At 48.6% G+C, this 20,300-nt stretch carries 14 protein-coding genes; 8 read left to right on the top strand and 6 right to left on the bottom strand.

Annotated features, from left to right (window positions below):
• Positions 1–4: 4 nt before the first annotated feature.
• The 3 genes from lspA to ileS are packed head-to-tail and all read right to left on the bottom strand — an operon-like array spanning position 5 to position 4,136.
• Positions 5–553 (bottom strand): signal peptidase II, encoded by a 549-nt coding sequence (gene lspA / locus GA003_13000; GenBank protein QXD26945.1) that lies wholly within the window; start codon positions 551–553, stop codon positions 5–7.
• Positions 543–1,319 (bottom strand): TraR/DksA C4-type zinc finger protein, encoded by a 777-nt coding sequence (locus tag GA003_12995; GenBank protein QXD26944.1) that lies wholly within the window; start codon positions 1,317–1,319, stop codon positions 543–545. Before GA003_12995 ends, lspA begins: the two co-directional genes overlap by 11 nt.
• Before the next feature lie 21 nt (positions 1,320–1,340).
• Positions 1,341–4,136 carry an isoleucine--tRNA ligase gene (ileS, locus tag GA003_12990; protein ID QXD26943.1) on the bottom strand — a complete coding sequence of 932 codons (2,796 nt, stop codon included), beginning with the start codon at positions 4,134–4,136 and terminating at the stop codon, positions 1,341–1,343.
• A 296-nt stretch (positions 4,137–4,432) separates the two neighbouring features.
• Here ileS and gpmI point away from each other — a divergent pair, with 296 nt between their 5' ends.
• The 6 genes from gpmI (at position 4,433) to GA003_12960 (ending at position 14,103) form a co-directional block, all read left to right on the top strand.
• On the top strand, positions 4,433–6,010 hold the full coding sequence (gene gpmI, locus GA003_12985) for a 2,3-bisphosphoglycerate-independent phosphoglycerate mutase (protein QXD26942.1): 1,578 nt from the start codon (positions 4,433–4,435) through the stop codon (positions 6,008–6,010).
• 8 nt (positions 6,011–6,018) lie between these two features.
• The gene (locus tag GA003_12980; GenBank protein ID QXD26941.1) at positions 6,019–7,773 is read left to right on the top strand and encodes a hypothetical protein; all 1,755 of its coding nucleotides are present in this window, start codon (positions 6,019–6,021) and stop codon (positions 7,771–7,773) included.
• Position 7,774: 1 nt separating this feature from the next.
• The gene (locus tag GA003_12975; protein ID QXD26940.1) at positions 7,775–9,985 is read left to right on the top strand and encodes a hypothetical protein; all 2,211 of its coding nucleotides are present in this window, start codon (positions 7,775–7,777) and stop codon (positions 9,983–9,985) included.
• Positions 9,986–10,143: 158 nt separating this feature from the next.
• Complete coding sequence (gene aspS / locus GA003_12970) at positions 10,144–11,940, top strand: aspartate--tRNA ligase (GenBank protein ID QXD26939.1); 1,797 nt, start codon at positions 10,144–10,146, stop codon at positions 11,938–11,940.
• Positions 11,941–12,313: 373 nt separating this feature from the next.
• Positions 12,314–13,714: an ammonium transporter gene (locus GA003_12965; protein ID QXD26938.1), complete on the top strand. Its 1,401-nt coding sequence runs from the start codon at positions 12,314–12,316 to the stop codon at positions 13,712–13,714.
• Positions 13,715–13,764: 50 nt separating this feature from the next.
• A complete protein-coding gene (locus GA003_12960; protein QXD26937.1) occupies positions 13,765–14,103 on the top strand; it encodes a P-II family nitrogen regulator in 339 nt (112 codons plus the stop codon).
• Between the two features lie 261 nt (positions 14,104–14,364).
• Here the strand turns inward: GA003_12960 and thrS are convergent, their stop codons facing one another.
• Positions 14,365–16,194, bottom strand: a complete 1,830-nt coding sequence (gene thrS, locus GA003_12955; protein ID QXD26936.1) for a threonine--tRNA ligase — start codon at positions 16,192–16,194, stop codon at positions 14,365–14,367.
• Between the two features lie 34 nt (positions 16,195–16,228).
• A complete protein-coding gene (gene cysS / locus GA003_12950; GenBank protein ID QXD30430.1) occupies positions 16,229–17,668 on the bottom strand; it encodes a cysteine--tRNA ligase in 1,440 nt (479 codons plus the stop codon).
• 110 nt (positions 17,669–17,778) lie between these two features.
• On the opposite strand from cysS, the gene hemB reads away from it, so the two are divergent.
• Complete coding sequence (hemB, locus tag GA003_12945) at positions 17,779–18,786, top strand: porphobilinogen synthase (GenBank protein ID QXD30429.1); 1,008 nt, start codon at positions 17,779–17,781, stop codon at positions 18,784–18,786.
• A gap of 103 nt (positions 18,787–18,889) precedes the next feature.
• Entirely contained in the window at positions 18,890–19,324 is a 435-nt protein-coding gene (locus GA003_12940) for a four helix bundle protein (protein QXD26935.1), read from the top strand.
• Positions 19,325–19,370: 46 nt separating this feature from the next.
• On the opposite strand, the gene GA003_12935 is transcribed toward GA003_12940, so the two are convergent.
• The gene (locus tag GA003_12935) at positions 19,371–20,117 is read right to left on the bottom strand and encodes a hypothetical protein (protein QXD26934.1); all 747 of its coding nucleotides are present in this window, start codon (positions 20,115–20,117) and stop codon (positions 19,371–19,373) included.
• Positions 20,118–20,300 lie beyond the last annotated feature (183 nt).

Raw genomic sequence — 20,300 nt, 5'->3', positions numbered from 1 at the left:
GAGCTTATTGCTGTTCCTGCACCTTGCGGGTCGCTTCTTCTTTGAAACTGTAATAACAGAAGAGTAGGACACCAATCAATATGGCTGAGTCTGCGACATTGAAAGCCGGCCACCTGTAGAACCCTAGATGAACATCCAGGAAATCTACCACGTGGTTGAAGACTAAGCGGTCGTACAGGTTTCCCAGTATTCCCCCTGTTACCAGGCCTAGGGAGAACTGAACGAAAATGTTTCTCAGCCCCAGGCTGTTCCGGAAGAAGTAGAGTAGGGCGAGAGCGACTAAGGAAAACAAGGCTAGCAGAAAGCTTTTGCCGTGAAACATTCCCCAGGCCGCACCTGTATTGCCGATATGGCAAATGTAGAAAAAATTGGGGATGACCTCAATCATCGAGGAGGGATCATAGGTACCATAAGGAATCGTCTTTTGAACAATCCATTTGGAACCACGATCCAGAACCGTGGCTGTTGCCGCGACTATGAAAAACAAGCGGTAGTAGATTATGCGATCAAACCGAGATACTTTATCTTCTACGGATAAAGGTTTAATCGCCATCGTCGTTTGCTAGAAACTGAGTCGAATCTTCTATACCAGTGCTATAAACTCCACCGGAATTTTGCACCGAATGGCGTTTGTTCTTTTCGAGCTTTTTTTGTCCTTCCAATGAATGTTTGGTGAATGGGACAGCAAGAAGGCGTTCCTTGTTGATGGGTTCACCTGTGATTTCACAAACCCCGTAGGTTCCATCAAAAATGCGTCCAATCGCATCTTCAATTTCGGCCAGTGCTTCTTGCTCGTTTGATACCAGGCTCAACGCAAAATCGCGGTCAAAGTTGTCTGTGCCTTCATCAGCCATGTGCTGGCTGTAGCTTGCGATGTCGCCGAAATCTTCCTTGTTGGATTTTTTCAGTGTTTCTCGGGTATGAAGGTCGAGCTCGTCATTTACGTGATTCCGCAACTCAATGAGCAGGTCGTAATAGCGCTTAAACTTCTTGGGCACTTTCGTTTCGTCCTTCTGTTGGGGGCTTGAAGCAGCTGGGTCGAAGCCCAGGATATCAGCTAGAGAAGCAGCGCCCAAGCTTTGAGCTTCATGGGGAACGTCTTCGACTTCTTCTACGACCTTTTTCTTAGCCGCTTTCTTGGCTACTTTCTTTTCGGTGGCGGTGTCGTCCTTCTTTTTGGTTTTTAGAAGGCTTTGCACATCATCCAAAGTGAAGGCAGCAACTTTTCCATTGCTGGCTTTTGATTTGGCGTGTGTTTTTTTCTCAGCAGCAGGTTTCGCTTTGGTAGCTTTTTTTGCGGCGGTTTTTTTAGGAGGCATGACAATTGGAATAGTTTGGTATTAAGCGTTCAATGCCTCCTTACAGCGGGGGCATAAGTTGTCTTGGATAGTGGTTTCTAAAAGTGATTCTACAGTTCTCCAGCATCTTGGGCAGCGTTCCCCGTTTGCTGGTTGGATGGTTACAGATACAGCTTCAATTTCAGTTGGTTCCAAAGAGACTTGGGAAGTAATAAATATTTCCGGTAGCTTGGGTTCGTATTTTTGAAGAGTTTGAAAGAGAGGATCGTTGTTTGAACCTGTAATGCTGACGACGGCGTCGAGAGATTTTCCAATTTCTTTGCCTTGTCGAGCCTTTTCAAGAAGTTCATTCACCCTGGTTCTGAATTTTAATATATTTTCAAATTCTTCAACATTCTCAGGCCATTTCCAGCTCTCGGGAGCTTCTGGCCAATCCTCTAGATGTATTGAACTTGAGCTGTATTCCTCGCCATTTTTGAAGTAACTCCAGGCCTCATCGGTCGTAAACGCCACAATGGGGGCCAATAAGCGAGAAACGGTCTTAAATATTTGATAAATAGCGGTTTGAGAGGATCGGCGTAAGGCTGAATCGGGCGCCAGTGTATAAAGGCGATCCTTCAGCATGTCGTGATACATCGCAGACAATGTAACCGAGAAAAATTGATTAATCAGCTGATAGACGCGGTGGAATTCGTATTTATCGTAGGCCTCGGTAACAGGACCGATTAGTTCAGCTGTTTTACTTAAGGCCCAGCGGTCGATGACGTCCAGATCCTCAATGGCAACTGCATCTGATTCAGCGTTAAAGTCGAACAAGTTGGATAGCTGGAACCGAAGGGTATTTCTAACTAGACGATAGCTATCAACAATACGTTTGATGATGTCGTCGGATACGGGGATGTCGTTGCGATAATCCTGAGATGCAATCCACAGTCGGATCACATCTGCGCCATATTGTTTGATGTAGGCGTCTGATGTTTGAGGTTTTCCTCCCTTATTATCACTTTTGCTAATCTTCGTGCCGTCACCCCGCACAATAAATCCGTGGGTTACGATTTCCTTGTAAGGTGGTTTTCCCTCTGCCGCCATGGAAGTCCATAGAGACGATTGAAACCATCCGCGATGTTGGTCACTACCTTCGAGATAGAGATCTGCTGGAAATTGTAATGCATCTCTTCGCTTAAGAACCGCTTGGTGGCTGGATCCTGAATCGATCCAAACATCCAGAGTGTCTTTCCCACAGCTTAAGGATTTGCCCTGCCAGGATTCTGGGAGATCAATACCGTCTAAAATGGTCGCAGCATCATTTTCGAACCAGTAATTGGTTCCTTCTTTTTCAATTTTTGCAGCAATGGCTCTCACCACCTCTGCATCGACGTAGGCTTCGCCTTCTTCGTCGTAGAATGCGGGAATCGGAACTCCCCAGCTCCGTTGACGACTGACGCACCAATCCGGTCGACCCTCTACTGCGCCGCGGATTCGGTTTTCGCCCCAGCTTGGAACAAAGTCCACTTTGCTGATAGCTTCCAGGGCTTGTTCACGGAACCCGTTTGTATCCATGGAAACAAACCACTGGGGCGTAGCACGGAAAATTACGGGAGTCTTTGAGCGCCAGCAGTGTGGGTAGCTGTGCTCAAATTTTTCGAATTTAAGCAGATTACCCGAGTCTTCAAGTAACTTTAAGACTTCGACGTTGGCCTGGCTTCGTCCTTTCTTTTCCAGGACGGATACTCCGACCAATTCAGCTGGAATCTGCCCGTCGTCGATGTACTTACTTTCGTTGTCCAGCGGACAGTAAATTTCCAAACCGTATTTCAGCCCGGACATATAATCCTCCAAACCATGACCCGGCGCGGTGTGAACTGCGCCGGTTCCAGTTTCCGTGGTTACATAGTCAGCCAAAAGAATGGGGCTATCGCGGTCGATGAACGGGTGTTTACTGATTAGACCGTCCAGTGCTTCGCCTTTGAACTCCTTCTCAATCGTGTATTCACCGAGCTCTACATTTTTGGCTACGGATTCAGCCAAGTCCTTGGCCACAATCAGTTTTTGGTCCCCGGCGACCATGACCACGTAGTGTACTCGTGGATGAAGCGCTAAGGCCAAGTTGGCAGGGATGGTCCAGGGAGTCGTGGTCCATATAACGATGGATACATCCCCTTCAATCGCGAGTGCACCCGTGTCGGGTAGTTTGAATTTTACCCAGATGGAAGGACTAACGTGGTCCTTATACTCAATTTCCGCTTCGGCCAGGGCCGTTCTGTAGGGGATGGACCAGTAAACCGGCTTTTTGCTGCGATAGACGAGGCCTTTATCGATAAAGGAGGAAAAGGTGCGCAGAATGTCTGCCTCATACTCGGGGTCGAGAGTCCGGTATTCTTGTTCCCAGTCGGCGAGAATTCCCAGGCGGACAAACTGTTCCCGCTGGATATCCATGAATCTCATGGAAAATTCGGAGCAGGCATTGCGGATTTCTGAGGAAGGCAGGTCTTTTCCCTGCTCCCGCATTTCGCGGGTTACGCGTTGCTCAATGGGTAGGCCGTGACAGTCCCAGCCAGGAATGTAAGGTGCGCGAAATCCCTTCATCGACTTGTAGCGGATGATGGATTCCTTGAGGCATTTGTTTAAAGCTGTGCCAATGTGCACATCCCCACTCGTGAAGGGAGGCCCGTCATGCAGGATGAAAGATGGATTATCGGCGTTTTTCTCCTGAATTTTCTCATACAATCCTTCCTTTTCCCAATGCTTAATGCGCTCGGGCTCACGTTGAACGAGATTCGCCCGCATGGGGAACTCGGTCGATGGAAGCGTAAGAGTATCTTTCAGTTTGGTGGGCATAACAGTAAAAGGATTCTAGGTTTCCTAGTAAACAGGTCGCCGATAAGCGCCGGAAGAAACCTATATAATCCCTTCAAGTCAAGCGTTCAGGTAGGTAATTTATTTGGCGTTTCTTCGTCAGTTCTTGGTCGAGCAGAAACCGTTGGATTTGCAGGCTTTCCCGTGACTAAGGGTACAGTGCGCGGAGTCGCAGATTTTTTAGATAAGTTCTAGACTTGGGACGGTTATTTCCCGATTCTTTGCGATTCTCTGTCCCGGGATGGGGCAGCATTTGGACCTAAGATATTTGCCAATTTATGAAAGAGGGAAAACGCCCGGTACTTCTGGTTATTCGTGACGGTTGGGGAGCCAACCACAACTCGGACCAGGATTCCTTTAATGCCATTAAACGCGCTCCAACGGCCGTTTCTGACAATTTGACGGAGAATTGGCCCCGAACGGAGCTTGCAGCCTGTGGGCTCGATGTAGGAGTGCCGGTCGGTGTGATGGGAAACAGTGAGGTGGGCCATCAGAATATCGGTGCTGGACGGATCGTTGATCAGGAAGTTGTTCGGATCACCAAGGCCTTCGATACGGGCACAATCCGCAGCAATGAAACGCTTCAGGGAGCATTTAACCGAGCCAAGAGTGGGGGAAAGCTCCATTTGTTGGGCATCGTGTCGGATGCAGGAGTCCATGGATTGCTGGAGCATCTTTATGGGGTGTTGATCGAAGCGAAAGCGGCTGGAGTAGAAGAGGCCTATATCCATGCATTCACGGATGGTCGGGACACCTCGCCCAAAAGCGGACTGGGCTACATTCAACAAGTCGAAGCCAAATGTGCCGAGCTTGGTATCGGAAAAATTGCCTCTGTATGTGGACGATTTTGGAGTATGGACCGTGACAACCGATGGGAGCGCGTTTCCAAAGGCTACAATCTGTTGACAGGCAAAGAAGCGGATCATTCCGCCAGTTCTGCCGCAGAGGCCGTCCAGCATTACTATGACCATCCCCTCGATAGTTCCCGGCAGGGTGATGAGTTCGTCGTGCCTACCTGGATTACTGGAGAAAGTGGTGAGCCCATTGCCACGATTGGAAATGGCGATGCGGTTGTCTTCTACAATTATCGGGGGGACCGGCCTCGTGAAATTACCCGCGCTTTTATTGAAGACGATTTTGATGACTTCGATCGCGGAGAGAAGTTGGATCTCTATTACGCCGGTATGACGGAATACAAGAAGGGCATGCTCGATCACATCGTTTTTCCACGGGCTGAGAAAATGGCCAATATTCTAGGAGGCTATTTGGCCGATCAGGGCAAGACTCAGTTCAGGTGTGCCGAAACTGAAAAGTATCCGCATGTGACTTTTTTCTTTAACGACTACCGAGAAGAACCGTTTCCTGGTGAGGACTGGGCCATGGCACCCAGTCCGAAAGTAAACACCTACGATCTCGCTCCCGAAATGTCGGCTGAGGAGGTAAAGGAATTTACCAAAGACGCCATTCTTTCCGGGAAGTATGATTTTATCTTAGTCAATTTCGCCAATCCCGATATGGTTGGGCACACCGGTTCGATGGAAGCAGTTGAGAAAGCTTGTATCAAAGTAGACGCTTGTTTGGGTGAATTACTGAATGCGATCGATGAAGTAGACGGCGTTGCCTTGGTAACTGCCGACCATGGAAATTGCGATCAGATGTGGGATCCCGCAGTGGATGGTCCCCATACCGCGCATACTTTGAATCCGGTTGAACTGGCCATTTATGGAAAAGGGTGCGAAAGTTTTAAACTAAATCAGTCAGATAGACGTCTAGCTGATATAGCCCCGACCGTTCTTCATTTGTTAGGCTTGGAACAGCCCGAAGAAATGACCGGACAAAACCTAATTATCGAATAGTTACTTCAATGCGCCTCGCTTTAAACACAGCCCTCACCCTGGTGAGCTTCTTCATAGCAGGAGGTCTGTGTGCTCAATTAAACAGTGCTTACGAACTGATGCCCCTTGAGGAAGTAAAGCCGGGCATGGAAGGGGAGTGGCGTACTGTAATGTCTGGTACGGAGGTGGAGACGTTTCCGCTTCGGGTAATCGGCATTGCTGAGCACTTTATTGGGCCGAACGAATCGGTGATCATCTGCGAAGCCATCGACGATCGAAACATTCTATCTGGCCCTGTTGCTGGAATGAGCGGTAGTCCGGTCTTCATTGATGGAAAATTGGTGGGTGCTTATGCATACGGATACACCTGGCCCAAGGAACAGGCTATCATTGGAGTAACTCCCATTCACAACATGTTGCCGGTGTTGGAGGATCGCGGTGGAGAAGTAGCCGCAAGTGGTTCTATCAATTCCTATTGGAAGTCCGTTGAGCCTGCCAGTCGTAGTCGACTGAATGATTTTCAAACGGTTCTTCAGCCATTACCCGCACCTTTGATTGCTGCTGGTATATCTGACCGCACCCTCGAGGCATTTAGCGAAACATTAGATGAGCTGGGCGTGAAGGTCATGAATGGTCCCGGTGGATCTGCTTCATCTGAGCTTACCGGTGAGATCGAGGCGGGCTCAGCAGTGGCTGCGGTTTTGATGCATGGAGATTTCAGTTTTGGTGCTACCGGAACAGTGACCTATGTTGAAGGCGATCAGCTGCTGGCTTTTGGCCATCCTTTCTTTCAGTGGGGATCTGTAGAGATGCCCCTGGCTCAGGCTGAAGTGTTAACCATTGTTCGCTCCATGCCTTCTTCCTTTAAGTTATCCAATACAGGTGATTTCGTCGGACGCGTTTACCAGGATCGATTGACCGGCATTGCGGCCGAATTGGGTCCGATCTCTCCCATGTCGGATTTGTCCATTTTAGTAACGTATACGGATTTCGAATACAAAGCGTTCTCAGCTAAAATGTTTCGCCATCCACGTTTAAGTCCAGTGGTGGGCGCCATGGCTACTATGGAGGCACTTCAAGGTGGAATTGAATATTCGGAAGAGCAGACGCTTCGTATAAAAACCAAAATCCATTTGGATGGTTACGATCCCGTCGAGGTGAGAGACATTTTTTCAGGAGCCGGAGTGGCTGCGTCGGCGGCCTTTCAACAAATGGCAATCCACCAATTGCTGACAGATAATACCTTCGAATCGCCCGTCGTTGAATCCTTGGAGGTAGAGATTGAAGCGCGACCGGTGACGGACATCACCTACCTTGAAGCGGTTTATTTGCATGAAGAGAAAGTGAGCGCTGGAGGTTCGGTTAACCTGACGCTCCAGATGAAGACTCACCAGGGAGAGCGATTTTCAAAACAAGTATCCTTTGTGTTGCCGGAAGAAATACGCAAAGAGCGTGTTGAAGTATTAGTAGCTGATGCGATAGCGGTTGATAAGGTTGAGTTTGAAGGCTTTTACACAGCCACTAAATTCGAGCATCTATTGAAGCGTATTGAGGAGCTTAAGAGCCGAGATCACATTTACATCAAACTGATGAGGCGCTCTCCCGGGATCAGTCTGGAGGGGCAGCACCTGGCAGGACTACCTCCTTCCACGCTTATGCTACTTAAGAACGCAAAGGGCTTAAAAATTGATAAGGATACCAGCAAGCAAAGCGGATTTGAGATGCGCATACCTGTGGACTCGGAATTTAGAGGCAGTGCTTTGCTACCCCTAACTGTTGAATGATATGAGACTTTTTTCTACCGCACTGGTTTTTGTTATTACTACCGCCTTCTTGGGGGCGCGAACTCACGAGACGACTCATCAATCATTTGATGACTTCAGTAAGGGTGAGATGAATGAGATATCCCTGCACACCGACGGATATCTTTTAGCTGCTCCAGCTTTGGAAACCTTGGCTGAGTTGGATGCTCCCATCCTCTGGGATGCGGTAGTCGATTCAAAGGGAAACCTTTACGTTGGCACGGGGAATCAAGGTGCCGTCTTTAAAGTGACACCGGAAGGTGAGAGTGAAACCGTTTTTGAACCTAACCGTCTCATGACGCGGGCGATTGCTCTCGATAGTCGTGACCAATTGTATGTGGCTGTGTCTCCGGACGGAACCTTATACCGAGTCAATCGGGATGGAGGCGTAGAAATATTTCTGAAGCTTGAGGACGAATATGTTTGGGACATGGTTTTTGGCGAAGACGGAAATCTCTACCTTGCAACCGGGTCGAAAGGTAAAATTTATCGGATCGATACCGGAGATAAAGATCCCGAGGCAGAAGTGTTCTTTGACTCTGAGGAAACACATATTACGGCGCTCGCATTTGAGGCCGATGGAAACTTGTTGGCGGGAAGTGCAACGCATGGCCTCCTGTATCGTATTGATTCTGAGGGAGAGGGGAATGTGATTTATTCTACCGGAGAACGGGAAGTTCGCTCTATTCTTCCTCAGGAAGACGGAACCATCTTTTTCAGCTCCTTTAATCAGCCGGGTCGTTCCTCCAGTTTGAAGAAGCCGACTTCTTCCTCTTCTTCCAGTAGCCAATCGAGCAATTCCTCTGGTAGTTCATTTTTTGCCGATACAGACACACCGAGTAACGGTGACCAGAAACCGACCCCTTTTTACGCAATGACAGTTTCTGCCCGAGGAAGTGATTCAGGATCCTTATATTGGATGGACACCGAAGGCTTCGTTACCAATTGGTGGCTGGAGAATAACATTTCAATCTACTCACTGGCTCAAATGCCGAATGGTCATATGATTCTGGGCACCGGCAGCAAAGGGCATTTATACGAAGTTTCAAATCCTGGCGATTGGTCGCTGCTTCACACGCTAGAAGCGGGTAGTGAAATAACAGGCGTTATTCCGGCTGGAGATGAGGGAGTATACTATCTTATCTGTAGCAATCCAGGACGCATCCTGAAACTTGATACTAACGAATCATCGGAAGGCTATTTTCAATCTGAGGTTGTAGATTTCGACCACGTCTCGAAATTTGGAAGTTTCCAGGTTTACAGCAATCCCGGCGAAGGGTCGCAGATCGGAGTTGAAGTTCGTGGAGGAAACCTTGAAAGCCCAGACCGCACGTGGACTGAGTGGACCGAGCTGGCAGGAGAAAATGGTGTATTCCTGAATTCACTTCCACCTTCGCGTTTCATGCAATATCGCTTACTTTTTGGGGATGGGGCTGTGCCACCCGTTCATCAGGTCCGCTTTTTCTCAAGGACCCAAAATCTGGCCCCGCTCATTACCACTATCAAAATTCTCGATTCAGGATACGAAACGCGCACCTTTACGACTCAGTCGACCAATCCGAGCGTAGATCTTGCCCGGAGCCTGAATAGCGGGGTGGAAGCAGAATTTGCCAAACTGGCAAACAAACCGCGGCAGGTTAAATTGTTTCCTAAGCCTGGCTCTCAAACGGTTGCGTGGCGATCGATTGACGGGAATGGGGATGACCTCAGCTACTCGGTGAAACTATCAGCTCTCGGAGAGGATACCTGGGTCACCTTGGCTGAAGATCTTGAAGAAACCTATTTGTCTTATACCACTCAGGGATTCGCGGACGGCTATTACCGGTTGAAAGTTACTGTGACTGACGACCCCTCAAATCCCGCTTCTGAAGCAAAAACCGGTGAACAGGTGAGTGAAGTGTTTCTCATTGATAATACACCTCCAGTTATTCTCTTAAGCAGCTACGATCGTGATGGAGATGAAGTGACCCTTGAGATAACTGCATCTGATAGCACGAGTCTCATTCGTTCGGCGACTTATCGGCTCAATGGCAACGATATGGATTCTATTCATCCAGAAGACGGGATCTTGGACGAAAGCCTGGAAACCTTTATCCTAAAGCTGGATTCGCCCAAGGATTCTGGGCAAAGTCTGCTCATGGAAGTGGAAGATGAAGTGGGGAATGTGACTGCTTTGACCCGTCGGATGGACTAGGCCATCGAGGCTGACAGTCCTCTGTTGAGAATACCTACTTATAATATTACCTGCAGAGAGCGCAAAATTGGTGTTGATTTCTGGTCTCTTCTATCGGTTTATAGCCAGCTTTTCATTTTCCCACTGAGGAAAAACCATTCGAAACGAAAGATTATCACATGAAACGTACGCATCATTGCGGAGAACTCAGAACATCTGACGTTGGTACACAAGCAGTTCTGACTGGCTGGATTGACAACGTTCGTGACCTAGGAGGCGTATTATTCGTCGACTTGCGCGATCGTGAAGGCATTACACAAGTTGTTTTCAATCCCAATACCAATGATGAAGTCTCGAAGATTCTTCATCACCTAAAGTCTGAAAGTGTGATCGCTGTCGCCGGTGAAGTTTTGAACCGGGAAGATGAAACGGTCAACGAGCGGTTGGCGACTGGTAAAGTGGAAGTTCACGGTGCTGAATTTGAGATTCTCAATGCGTCTGAGACGCCTCCATTTCCAATCGATGATGAAAAAGGTGATAAGGTGAATGAAGACCTGCGTCTTACCTATCGCTATCTCGATCTTCGCCGCCCCAAGAATTTAAACACTCTGAAAACCCGACACCGTGCATCCAAGGTCATCCGCGACTATCTGGATGACGAAGGCTTTCTTGAAGTAGAAACGCCCATGCTCTTTAAAAGTACTCCCGAGGGAGCGCGTGAGTATCTGGTGCCGAGTAGAGTGAATCCAGGTGAGTTCTATGCCCTGGCTCAATCACCTCAGCAGTACAAGCAAATGCTGATGGTCGCCGGAGTGGAGCGTTATTTCCAATTGGCTCGTTGTTTTCGCGATGAAGATGGACGTGCTGATCGTCAGCCCGAGTTTACTCAGGTTGATCTGGAGATGTCCTTCATTGATCGGGAAGACATGTATGCTCTGATCGAAGGCATGATGAAGCGCCTCTGGAAGGAAACACTCGATGTCGACATTCAGACTCCTTTCGAGCGCATGCCCTATGAGGATGCCATGAATAACTTCGGAAGTGACCGGCCTGACCGTCGCTTTGACATGAAGTTGAACGACCTGAATGACTTATTCGAAAATTCGGAGTTCAAGGTATTCAATTCCGTCATCAAAGGCGGCGGTAGTGTAAAGGCCATTAACGCCAAAGGGCTATCCGACCTCACTGAAGGTGAGCTGAAATACTTGACCGATATGGCCGTGGCGATGGGAGCCAAAGGGCTTGCTTTCATTCGTGCCCGTGAAAGTGGAGAATGGAAGTCACCTATTTTGAAGTTCTTTAGTGACGAAGAGAAGGCTGCGATCAAAGAGCGCCTCAATGTTGAGGACGGAGATATCGTTTTCTTCATGGCGGCTGAGTGGGAGCGTAGCTGCTCTATCCTCGGTAAGGTTCGCCTCGAAGCGGCAGAGCTTTTGAAAAAGCGTGGACGTCTCGCAATTGACAAAGATCAGTGGGACTTCTTTTGGGTAATCGAATTTCCACTCATGGTCTATGATGATGAGGAAGGTCGTTTTGTATCAGCTCACCACCCATTTACCGCACCGGTAGTCGAAGATGCCAAATACCTGGATGAAGATCCTCGTAAGGTTCGGGGTCAGCATTACGACCTCGTATTGAACGGGATGGAACTTGGTGGTGGAAGTATTCGTATTCACCAACCCGAACTTCAGCAGAAAGTATTCGAAGAAGTCCTCAAGTTACCCAAGGAGGTGATCGAAGATCGCTTTGGGTATATGGTACAGGCATTTCGTTACGGTGCACCCCCGCATGGTGGTATTGCTTTGGGACTTGATCGTATTGTAGGTCTCCTCACAGGGTCGCCCAGTATTCGCGATGTCATAGCTTTTCCAAAGACTCAGAAGGGACAATGTTTGATGTCTCAGAGTCCGGGCCCAGCCACCGAGCGTCAGCTGCTTGACTTGCATATCCAGACCATTGTTGTGGATAAGCAGTAGTAGATTTTAAATTCTAATATCAGGCCTCACCTTGAACGGGTGGGGCCTTTTTGTTATCCGCCTTATAAAGGGCATTGTACATTTTTGTACAGGGCCCGGTCTAGGACCAAAAGGGATCGGTCAATTCGAATACTATTTAGCACAGGGATGCTTCATTCATTGAATTCGAAGAGGGGATTTTTTCACTATCCGCTTGGAAGGGATTTTTACCTTATATCTTTTTTAGAATCTTAAGTGATTGAAGAATAAAGGATTAGGGGAACGCAGATGGAGTTTTCCGCAAATTCATCCAGCCATTGGCACACCGGTTGCTTAAAGAGGGCTAAATATCGGCATATAACCACTCTTATCTCGATAGCTAACCGATCTAATTATGAAGTTAAAAAAATCACTATTATTCACCGCTCTTGTGTTGTTGGGGGTCTTCGGACCTGCAATTCACGGATTTGCTCAGGAAGAGGCTGTTGCTGCCGCCGTTGAGGCCGCTGCTCCCGACGAAGATTACTTGGCGCTCAAAGCGCAGTATGGAGAAACCTTTGATTTCTTCACTACTAGTGTGCTTTGGACATTAATTGCAGCTGGCCTCGTGTTTATCATGCACTTGGGATTTGCTACTCTTGAAGCGGGTCTGACCCAGTCTAAAAATACTGTCAACATACTCTTCAAGAACGTCTTTATTATTTGTATGGGTCTCTTGACCTATGCGGTTTGGGGATTCAATGCCATGTATCCGGGCTGGGATGGCTCTGGTTTTTTTGCAATGGGTTCGCCACTCACCATGGAGGCCTATGGAAATACGGACTTTTCTTATGGTGGAACTGCACTGGCCATGACCGGTTGGGCTGACTTTATTTTCCAAGCCATGTTTGCTGCTACCGCTGCGACTATCGTTTCTGGTGCTGTTGCTGAGCGTATCAAGCTCGGTAGTTTTATGGTCGTTGGAACGCTTTTGGTATTGTTCTTATATCCAATATCCGGTTCCTGGAAATGGGGAGCAGGCTGGTTGGACGGCATGGGTTTCTATGACTTTGCCGGTTCTACACTTGTTCATGCATTTGGTGGTTTTGCTGCCTTGGCCGCGGTCATAGTTTTAGGGCCACGTAGGGGTAAATATTTGGAAGGAGGACGCATCCGTCCAATCCTGGGGCACAGCATGCCTCTCGCTACGATTGGTGTATTCTTACTTTTCCTCGGATGGTTCGGATTTAACGGTGGTTCGGTCTTAAGTGCTGCTCCTGAAGGAGTATCCTTTGTCTTTGTAACAACTGCACTCGCAGCCGCTGCTGGTGGATTCTCTTCCATCTTCTTTTCCTGGATGCTGCTTAAAAAGCCTGATCTTTCCATGGCCCTCAATGGTATTTTGGCCGGTCTCGTTGGTATCACCGCTGGAGCCGACTCGGTAACACTTTGGTCCTCCGTTGTCATTGGTCTTATTGCAGGTATCCTGGTAGTTGTTTCGATTCTGTTCTTCGACAAAATCAAAATTGACGATCCCGTAGGTGCCATCTCTGTGCATGGTATTTGTGGAATCTGGGGAACCTTGGCTGTTGGACTTCCATTCTTTAATGGTGGAAACGAAGACCTCAGTTTCTTCACACAGTTGATTGGAACCCTCTCGGTTGCCATATTCGCTTTCGTTGGAACTTTCATTATTTGCCTGATTGTGAAGGCAGCCATGGGAATCCGCGTTTCTGCTGAAGAAGAAGACGAAGGTCTGGACATTGGTGAACATGGTCAGGAAGCTTATCCCGACTTCGCCCCTGCCAGTCGTTGAATCTAGTTCACATAAACAATCACTAAATAATTTAAAATAAAGGTATTACAATGAAGCTCATTTCAGCCATCATTAAGCCCTTCAAATTGGAGGAAGTTAAAGAAGCCCTTGCCGAGATCGGCATCGAAGGTATGACCGTCACCGAAGTGAAAGGCTTCGGTCGTCAAAAAGGCCACACCGAGATCTATCGCGGCAGTGAATATACCGTAGACTTTCTACCGAAAGTTAAAGTCGAGATCGCTGTAGGCGGTGAGATTGCAGAAAAGGTAGTCGAGACCATCGTCAACGCAGCCAAGACGGGTAAGATCGGAGATGGAAAAATCTTCGTCCTGCCAATCGAAGAGGCAGTTCGTATCCGCACTGATGAGCGCGGTGAAGGTGCCATCTGATTGATCGCTTAATATCAAAGCATTTAAAGAGCCCTGCCTCTCGAGGCAGGGCTTTTTTGTGTCCAGGGAACGCCCGAGCCCCAGCTCGCCAAAGGTAGGAAGGGAGCTTGCTCCCAAACTGGAACTGCTCATCACCTACAGTTAGGTTTCGATAGTTATTCTGTAGGAGCAACTTTCGTGTCCTCCATAGCCTTTCGGCGAAGGACGGAAGTCGCGACTGAATCCACTTGGAGTAAAAGCAGGCTGGAAGCCTGTTCTGCTTTACCCCTCAGGCAGGGTCTTGTTCGCAATTTCGCTGAGTATAAGATCCAAGTATTCGGCGACCGGGTACGTGCCTTCCTTGCTCTTGGCTACACGCGAGCGAACCGTTACATTGCCTTCTTCTGCTTCGCGCCCTCCGATGACTCCGACGAAAGGAACCTTATCGATTTCAGCACGGCGGATCTTGGCTCCCAGCTTTTCGGAAGCGCCATCAATCGTTACGCGGACCTTGGCTACCTTGAGTTTTGAAGCAACTTCTTCGGCAAACGGTAGAACCGCATCATTGATAGGAAGTAGACGAACCTGTTCAGGAGCCAACCAGGTTGGAAAGTTGCCGGCAAAGTGTTCAATCAATACACCACAAAAACGTTCCATGGATCCGAAGGGAGCGCGGTGGACCATCACAGGTCGGTGTGGTTTGTTGTCAGAGCCGATGTAGCTAAGGTCGAAGCGCTCAGGTAGATTGTAGTCCACTTGAACGGTTCCCAATTGCCATTCGCGGCCGATGACGTCTTTTACAACAAAGTCGATCTTTGGGCCATAGAAGGCGGCTTCTCCTTCCTCTTCTGAGAAGGGGACACCTAACGTTTCTGCGGCGACTCGTAGTGCGGCTTCTGCTTTCTCCCAGTTCTCGGGTGATCCGACATACTTGTCCGAATTGGGATCACGCAAGCTTACTCGAACTCGGTAGTCTTCTATGCCAAGTACGCTGAACACAGTTTTCACAAGGCCTAGGCATCCGTTGATCTCATCCTGAAGTTGCTCGTCGGTGCAAAAGAGGTGGGCATCATCTTGAGTGAACCCACGCACGCGAGTCATGCCACTCAGTTCTCCTGATTGTTCCCAACGATAAACCGTTCCAAACTCTGCAAAGCGAACCGGCAGGTCACGGTAAGAGTGATGTTGCGAGTCGAAGAGTTTGATGTGCATGGGGCAATTCATTGGCTTGAGCAAGTAGCCTTCGATTTGTCCTTCTTCGAGCAGGTTCGTAAGGTCGGAGCAGGTCTTGTCCTCCTCCGCCAGATCAGCTAATGACTGGCGATCGATTACAGGTGGATACTGAGAATCCTGGTAGTAGGGGAAGTGACCAGAAGTCTTGTAGAGATCCAACTTGCCGATGTGCGGAGTGTAGACCTGGTCGTAGCCTTGTTTACGAAGTTCTTCTGAAATGAAATTCTGTAGCTCGTTACGAATGATCGAACCTTTGGCTGTCCAGAGAACGAGGCCTTGTCCCACATGCTCATCGATATGGAAAAGCTCCATGTCCTTGCCGATTTTGCGGTGATCACGTTTCCGGGCTTCCTCCTGCTGATCAAGATACTGCTGTAGCTCATCTTTGGTAGCGAAGGCGGTACCGTAGATACGTTGTAGTTGCTTATTGTTCTCGTCACCACGGTGATAGGCACCAGCCACACTCAACAGCTTAAACGCTTTGATCTTCTTACTGTAGTTTACATGCGTGCCTGCACACAGGTCTACAAACTCACCGTTTCGGTAAAAGCTGATGGTGTCACCTTCGGGAATATCCTCCAAGCGGCCCAACTTGTACTCGTCCTGACCGATTTCCTTGACCAATTCGATGGCTTCTTCCCGTGTCTTCTCGAAACGTTCGAACCGTTGATTCTCATTAATGACCTTCTTCATCTCCGCCTCGATGGCTTCCAGGTCATCCGCGGTGAACTTGTGTGCGATATCAAAATCGTAATAAAAGCCGGTATCCGTCGGAGGGCCAATGTCGAGTTTGGCTTCTGGGAATAACCGCAATACGGCTGTCGCGAGTATATGAGCCGACGAATGTCGGATTTCTTCGAGTGGAGACATGTCTTTCATCGTCTAATAAAGCGTGGTGTCAGCAAGATAAGTTCTAATAGATGGGAGTCAGATCGTAGCCGTCCTTCCGGTCAAGGCTTTGCCATCCTGCTTCCTGAAGCTGGTTGCGGAGAGCATCCGCTTTTTCCCAGTCGCGGGCTTGTTTGGCCTGCCAACGTTCCTGGCCCAGGACTTGTACCTCATCCGGGATTTCAATGATAGTTTCTTCAACCTTCTGGAAAAGTTGAATACCAATGGCATAAAGCACGTTCGCTAGCGCCTTGAGTTCTTTTAGAATCGAGTCCGCATCGAGTTTTACTTTTTCCAACTGGGCGAAACCTGCAAATATGCCGCCGGTAGCCTGGGAAACATTGAGGTCATTGGCGATTCCGTCCCAAGCTCGTTGGAAGTAACCAAACTCTGTAGGGTAGGGGGCCTGAGCGAATGCGAGGAAATCTTCTTCGGTCAGTCCAGCCTGTTCCAGATACTTCGTGACCGCCTTCTCCATTTTCTTCATGGCGCTTCTGCCGGCCTTTAAGGACGCAAAGGTGAAATTTAACTGCTGCTTGTAATGGCCGGAAATGAGTGTGTAACGCACCTCCATAGGTGTGAACCCTTTGTCCTTTAAGTCTTCTAAGGTATAAAGGTTGCCAAGGCTCTTACTCATCTTTTGTCCTTCGACCATCAGGTGAGCATTGTGAAACCAGTGCCGGGCGAATGGTTTGCCGGTTGCACCCTCACTTTGTGCGATCTCGTTTTCGTGATGCGGGAAGCAAAGGTCGATGCCTCCGCCGTGGAGGTCGAAGCTGTCACCCAGGTATTCCTGACTCATGGCCGAGCATTCGAGGTGCCAGCCAGGACGGCCTTCACCCCAGGGGCTTTCCCAGAAATTATCACCATCATCCGGCTTGCGAGATTTCCACAAAGCGAAGTCCGCTACGGATTCGCGATCATACTCGTCCGCATCGTTTTGTTCACCGGAACTGGTGGTGGACTGAGTGGAAATCTCCCGTTCTTTGAGGCGACTCAGTTTCCCATAGGGTTCGTAGGCTGAAACTTTGAAGTAGACGGAGCCATCATTGGCCGCATAGGCCAGACCCTTTGCAGCCAGTCGCTCCACAAGCAGGATCTGTTGTGGGATGTGTTCCGTGGCCTTGGGTTCTTTGTGAGGAGGGAGAATATTGAGGGCCTCCGAGTCTTCATGGAATTTTTCTGTCCAGAAGCGGGTAAATTCGCCCAGGGATTTTCCTTCCGCTTGGGACGTCCGAATGGTCTTATCGTCTACATCGGTAAGATTGCGGACGTGGTAGGGGTTCAATCCAGCTACCTCGAGAGCTCTCCGGAGGACATCTTGCACCAGAAACGCGCGAAAGTTTCCGATATGTGCCGGTCCATAAACGGTAGGCCCGCAACAATAGAATCTAAATTGTTTTCCGTCTTCAGCTTTTAAAGGCTGAATACTGCGGGTCATAGTGTCGTGAAGATGAAGTGATATTTCCATGCTTGGGAATGAGTCCTGAGCAGATTTTCAATTGCGGCGATTTAGAAAACGGAGCACTATCAGGATTTGCATTCTGTGAATCAATCCCATTGTTTAGCGATCGAATGGAAACCGAATTTGAATTAAACCTGCAACGCAGACCTCGTCGACTACGCCGTTCTGCTGGAATCCGCAATATGATCCAGGAGACCACTCTGGGTGTGAACGACCTAATCGCCCCACTTTTTGTCAAAGAAGGGGTAGGAGAGCCCGAGCCGGTTGAATCTATGCCAGGCGTGTTTCGTCACAATTTGTCCGACTTGGTCAGGGAGTGCGAAGAATTACTCAAGTTGGGCGTACCCGCGGTGGCCCTGTTTCCTCAGGTGGATCCCTCTTTTAAAAATGATCAGGCCACGGAAGCTACACAGGAAAACAATTTGGTGCTTCGTACCGTTCGGAAGCTGAAGGAAGCTCTGCCTGAGCTCATCGTCATCACGGATGTAGCCCTCGATCCTTATACGACCCATGGTCATGATGGACTTCTAGATGAATCAGGGCAGGTAATTCTTAACGATCCCACCGTTGAGGTGCTTTGTCGCATGGCACAACAGCAAGCCGAAGCAGGGGTAGACTTGGTCGCTCCTTCCGATATGATGGATGGTCGAGTGGGGGCTATGCGTGAGGCTCTGGATGAAACAGGATTTTCCGAAACCGGAATCATGGCTTACTCCGCGAAGTTTGCATCGGCTTACTATGGTCCTTTCCGTGAAGCGGTGGGCAGTGCCCAAGCTGCTGGAACCACTGGCTTGGACAAGAAGACCTATCAACTGAACCCCGCCAATCGGAATGAGGCTTCTATGGAAGCTCAGCTGGATGTGGTTGAAGGGGCAGACATCTTGATGGTCAAACCCGCCGGACCCTACCTCGATATAATCCGGGATTTACGAAACAATACAGAGCTTCCCATCGCAGCATACCAGGTTTCCGGAGAATACGCACAGATCCATGCCGCCGCCCAGTTAGGTTGGCTCGATCTCGAAAAGACGCGGGACGAGTCCCTCCTCGGCATCAAACGCGCCGGAGCTGACATGATCCTGACCTATTTCGCCAAGGACATCGCGAAGGCTCTTTGAGAGTGGTCAGTAATCGGTGGCCAGTATTCAGTGTCGGTAATTAGTAGTTGGCGACCAGTAATTGGTGACAAAGGGTGTTACTGGCTGCTAGTAATAAGTTACCATGAGCAGTTATGTGGAGCACTTTCGAGATTTAGAGGTTTATAAAAAGCAACGGGAGGTCTCAATAGAAGTCTTTCGGCTTTCAAAGAATTTTCCTTATGAGGAGAAATTCGCTCTTATAGATCAAATCCGTCGGTCTTCGAGATCTGTCGGTGCACAAATTGCGGAAGCGTGGGCGAAGCGTCTTTATCCAAAGCACTTCATTAGCAAACTCACGGATGCTGATGGCGAGCAACTTGAAACTCAACATTGGCTCAATGAAGCCCTTGATTGCAATTACCTTTCCCGAAATGAATCCGAAGATCTGACTAAAAAATGTGAAGAAATTGGCCGGATGCTAGGTGCTATGATTCGAAGGGCCGATACATTCGCATCCCCGGGCTACCGAATAAAGGAGGATTCAATAGAATACACGGCAACCATCACCGACGACTAACTACAGATCACTGATCACCGACCACTCAGGTTTTGGCACTGCGTGCCTAAACCTTAGGGTCCATATCCTCTTCCGCTAGATCAGGCGGAGCAGTGGGTTCCTCAAGGTCTTCTTCCTCTTCCTCCTCTTCCCACTTCATGGTATCATCTTCTTTGATGACTTCATTGGCTTCTTCGAGGTCCGGAATGTCTTCTACCACTTCCTCATCATTGTCAGATGATTTTTCGTCGTCGTCATCGACATCATCGTCCAGGCTGTAGCCAGCGGGAGTGTAATCCAGGATGGAGGTAATTTCGGTGAAGTAGTGAAGGTTTTTACCTTCGAAATGCATATTGTTCAACTCGTCTCGCAAGTCTTCTTCCAGTTCGCTGGTAGACATGCTTTGCTCAAAATCGATTAGATCGTTCAGCAACTTCACGCGGAGAGTCGTGATGTGGTCTAGGAAATCGGCATAGGGTCCGGTTTCATCATCATCCAGAACATCTGGGAGTACGAATATGATTTCTTCTGTTTCAAAGAGCGACTCAGTGTTTGGGACCATGCGGATCTTTTGGTCACCGAGATCCTTATCGATTCCATAAGAAACAAATGCATCCTCTACTATATCAATGTCTAATCCGTATTCTCGGAGTGGATCCAGGAGGTCGACTAAAAAGGACCATTGTTTGGGATCGATAATGCCTAGGCCGTCGAGGTCCCAAGGGATGTCTTTACTAACTTCGATCACCCACCAGTTCATATCGTCTTGGAGGGAAGCGACGAGCCATTCTAACTTACTGGATTTGGATGCCATGAGCTTTGGATGAGTGGAATCTGGTTGTATATGAGGTGGAGGATTTTTACCTTTGTATTATTAAGTATCTTTCAATTTGTTCGTCCCCCAATAAAGACAAGTTTTTTTTGAAACTTTCTTCCATATTTTGCAAAAACATTCTCCGCGGTAAAGTGCTGAGAGTATTATGATCATGAATCAATA

This window comes from Opitutia bacterium ISCC 52 (assembly GCA_014529675.2).
GTDB lineage: Bacteria > Verrucomicrobiota > Verrucomicrobiia > Opitutales > UBA2995 > UBA2995.
This window is presented reverse-complemented; position numbering and strand designations above follow the sequence as displayed.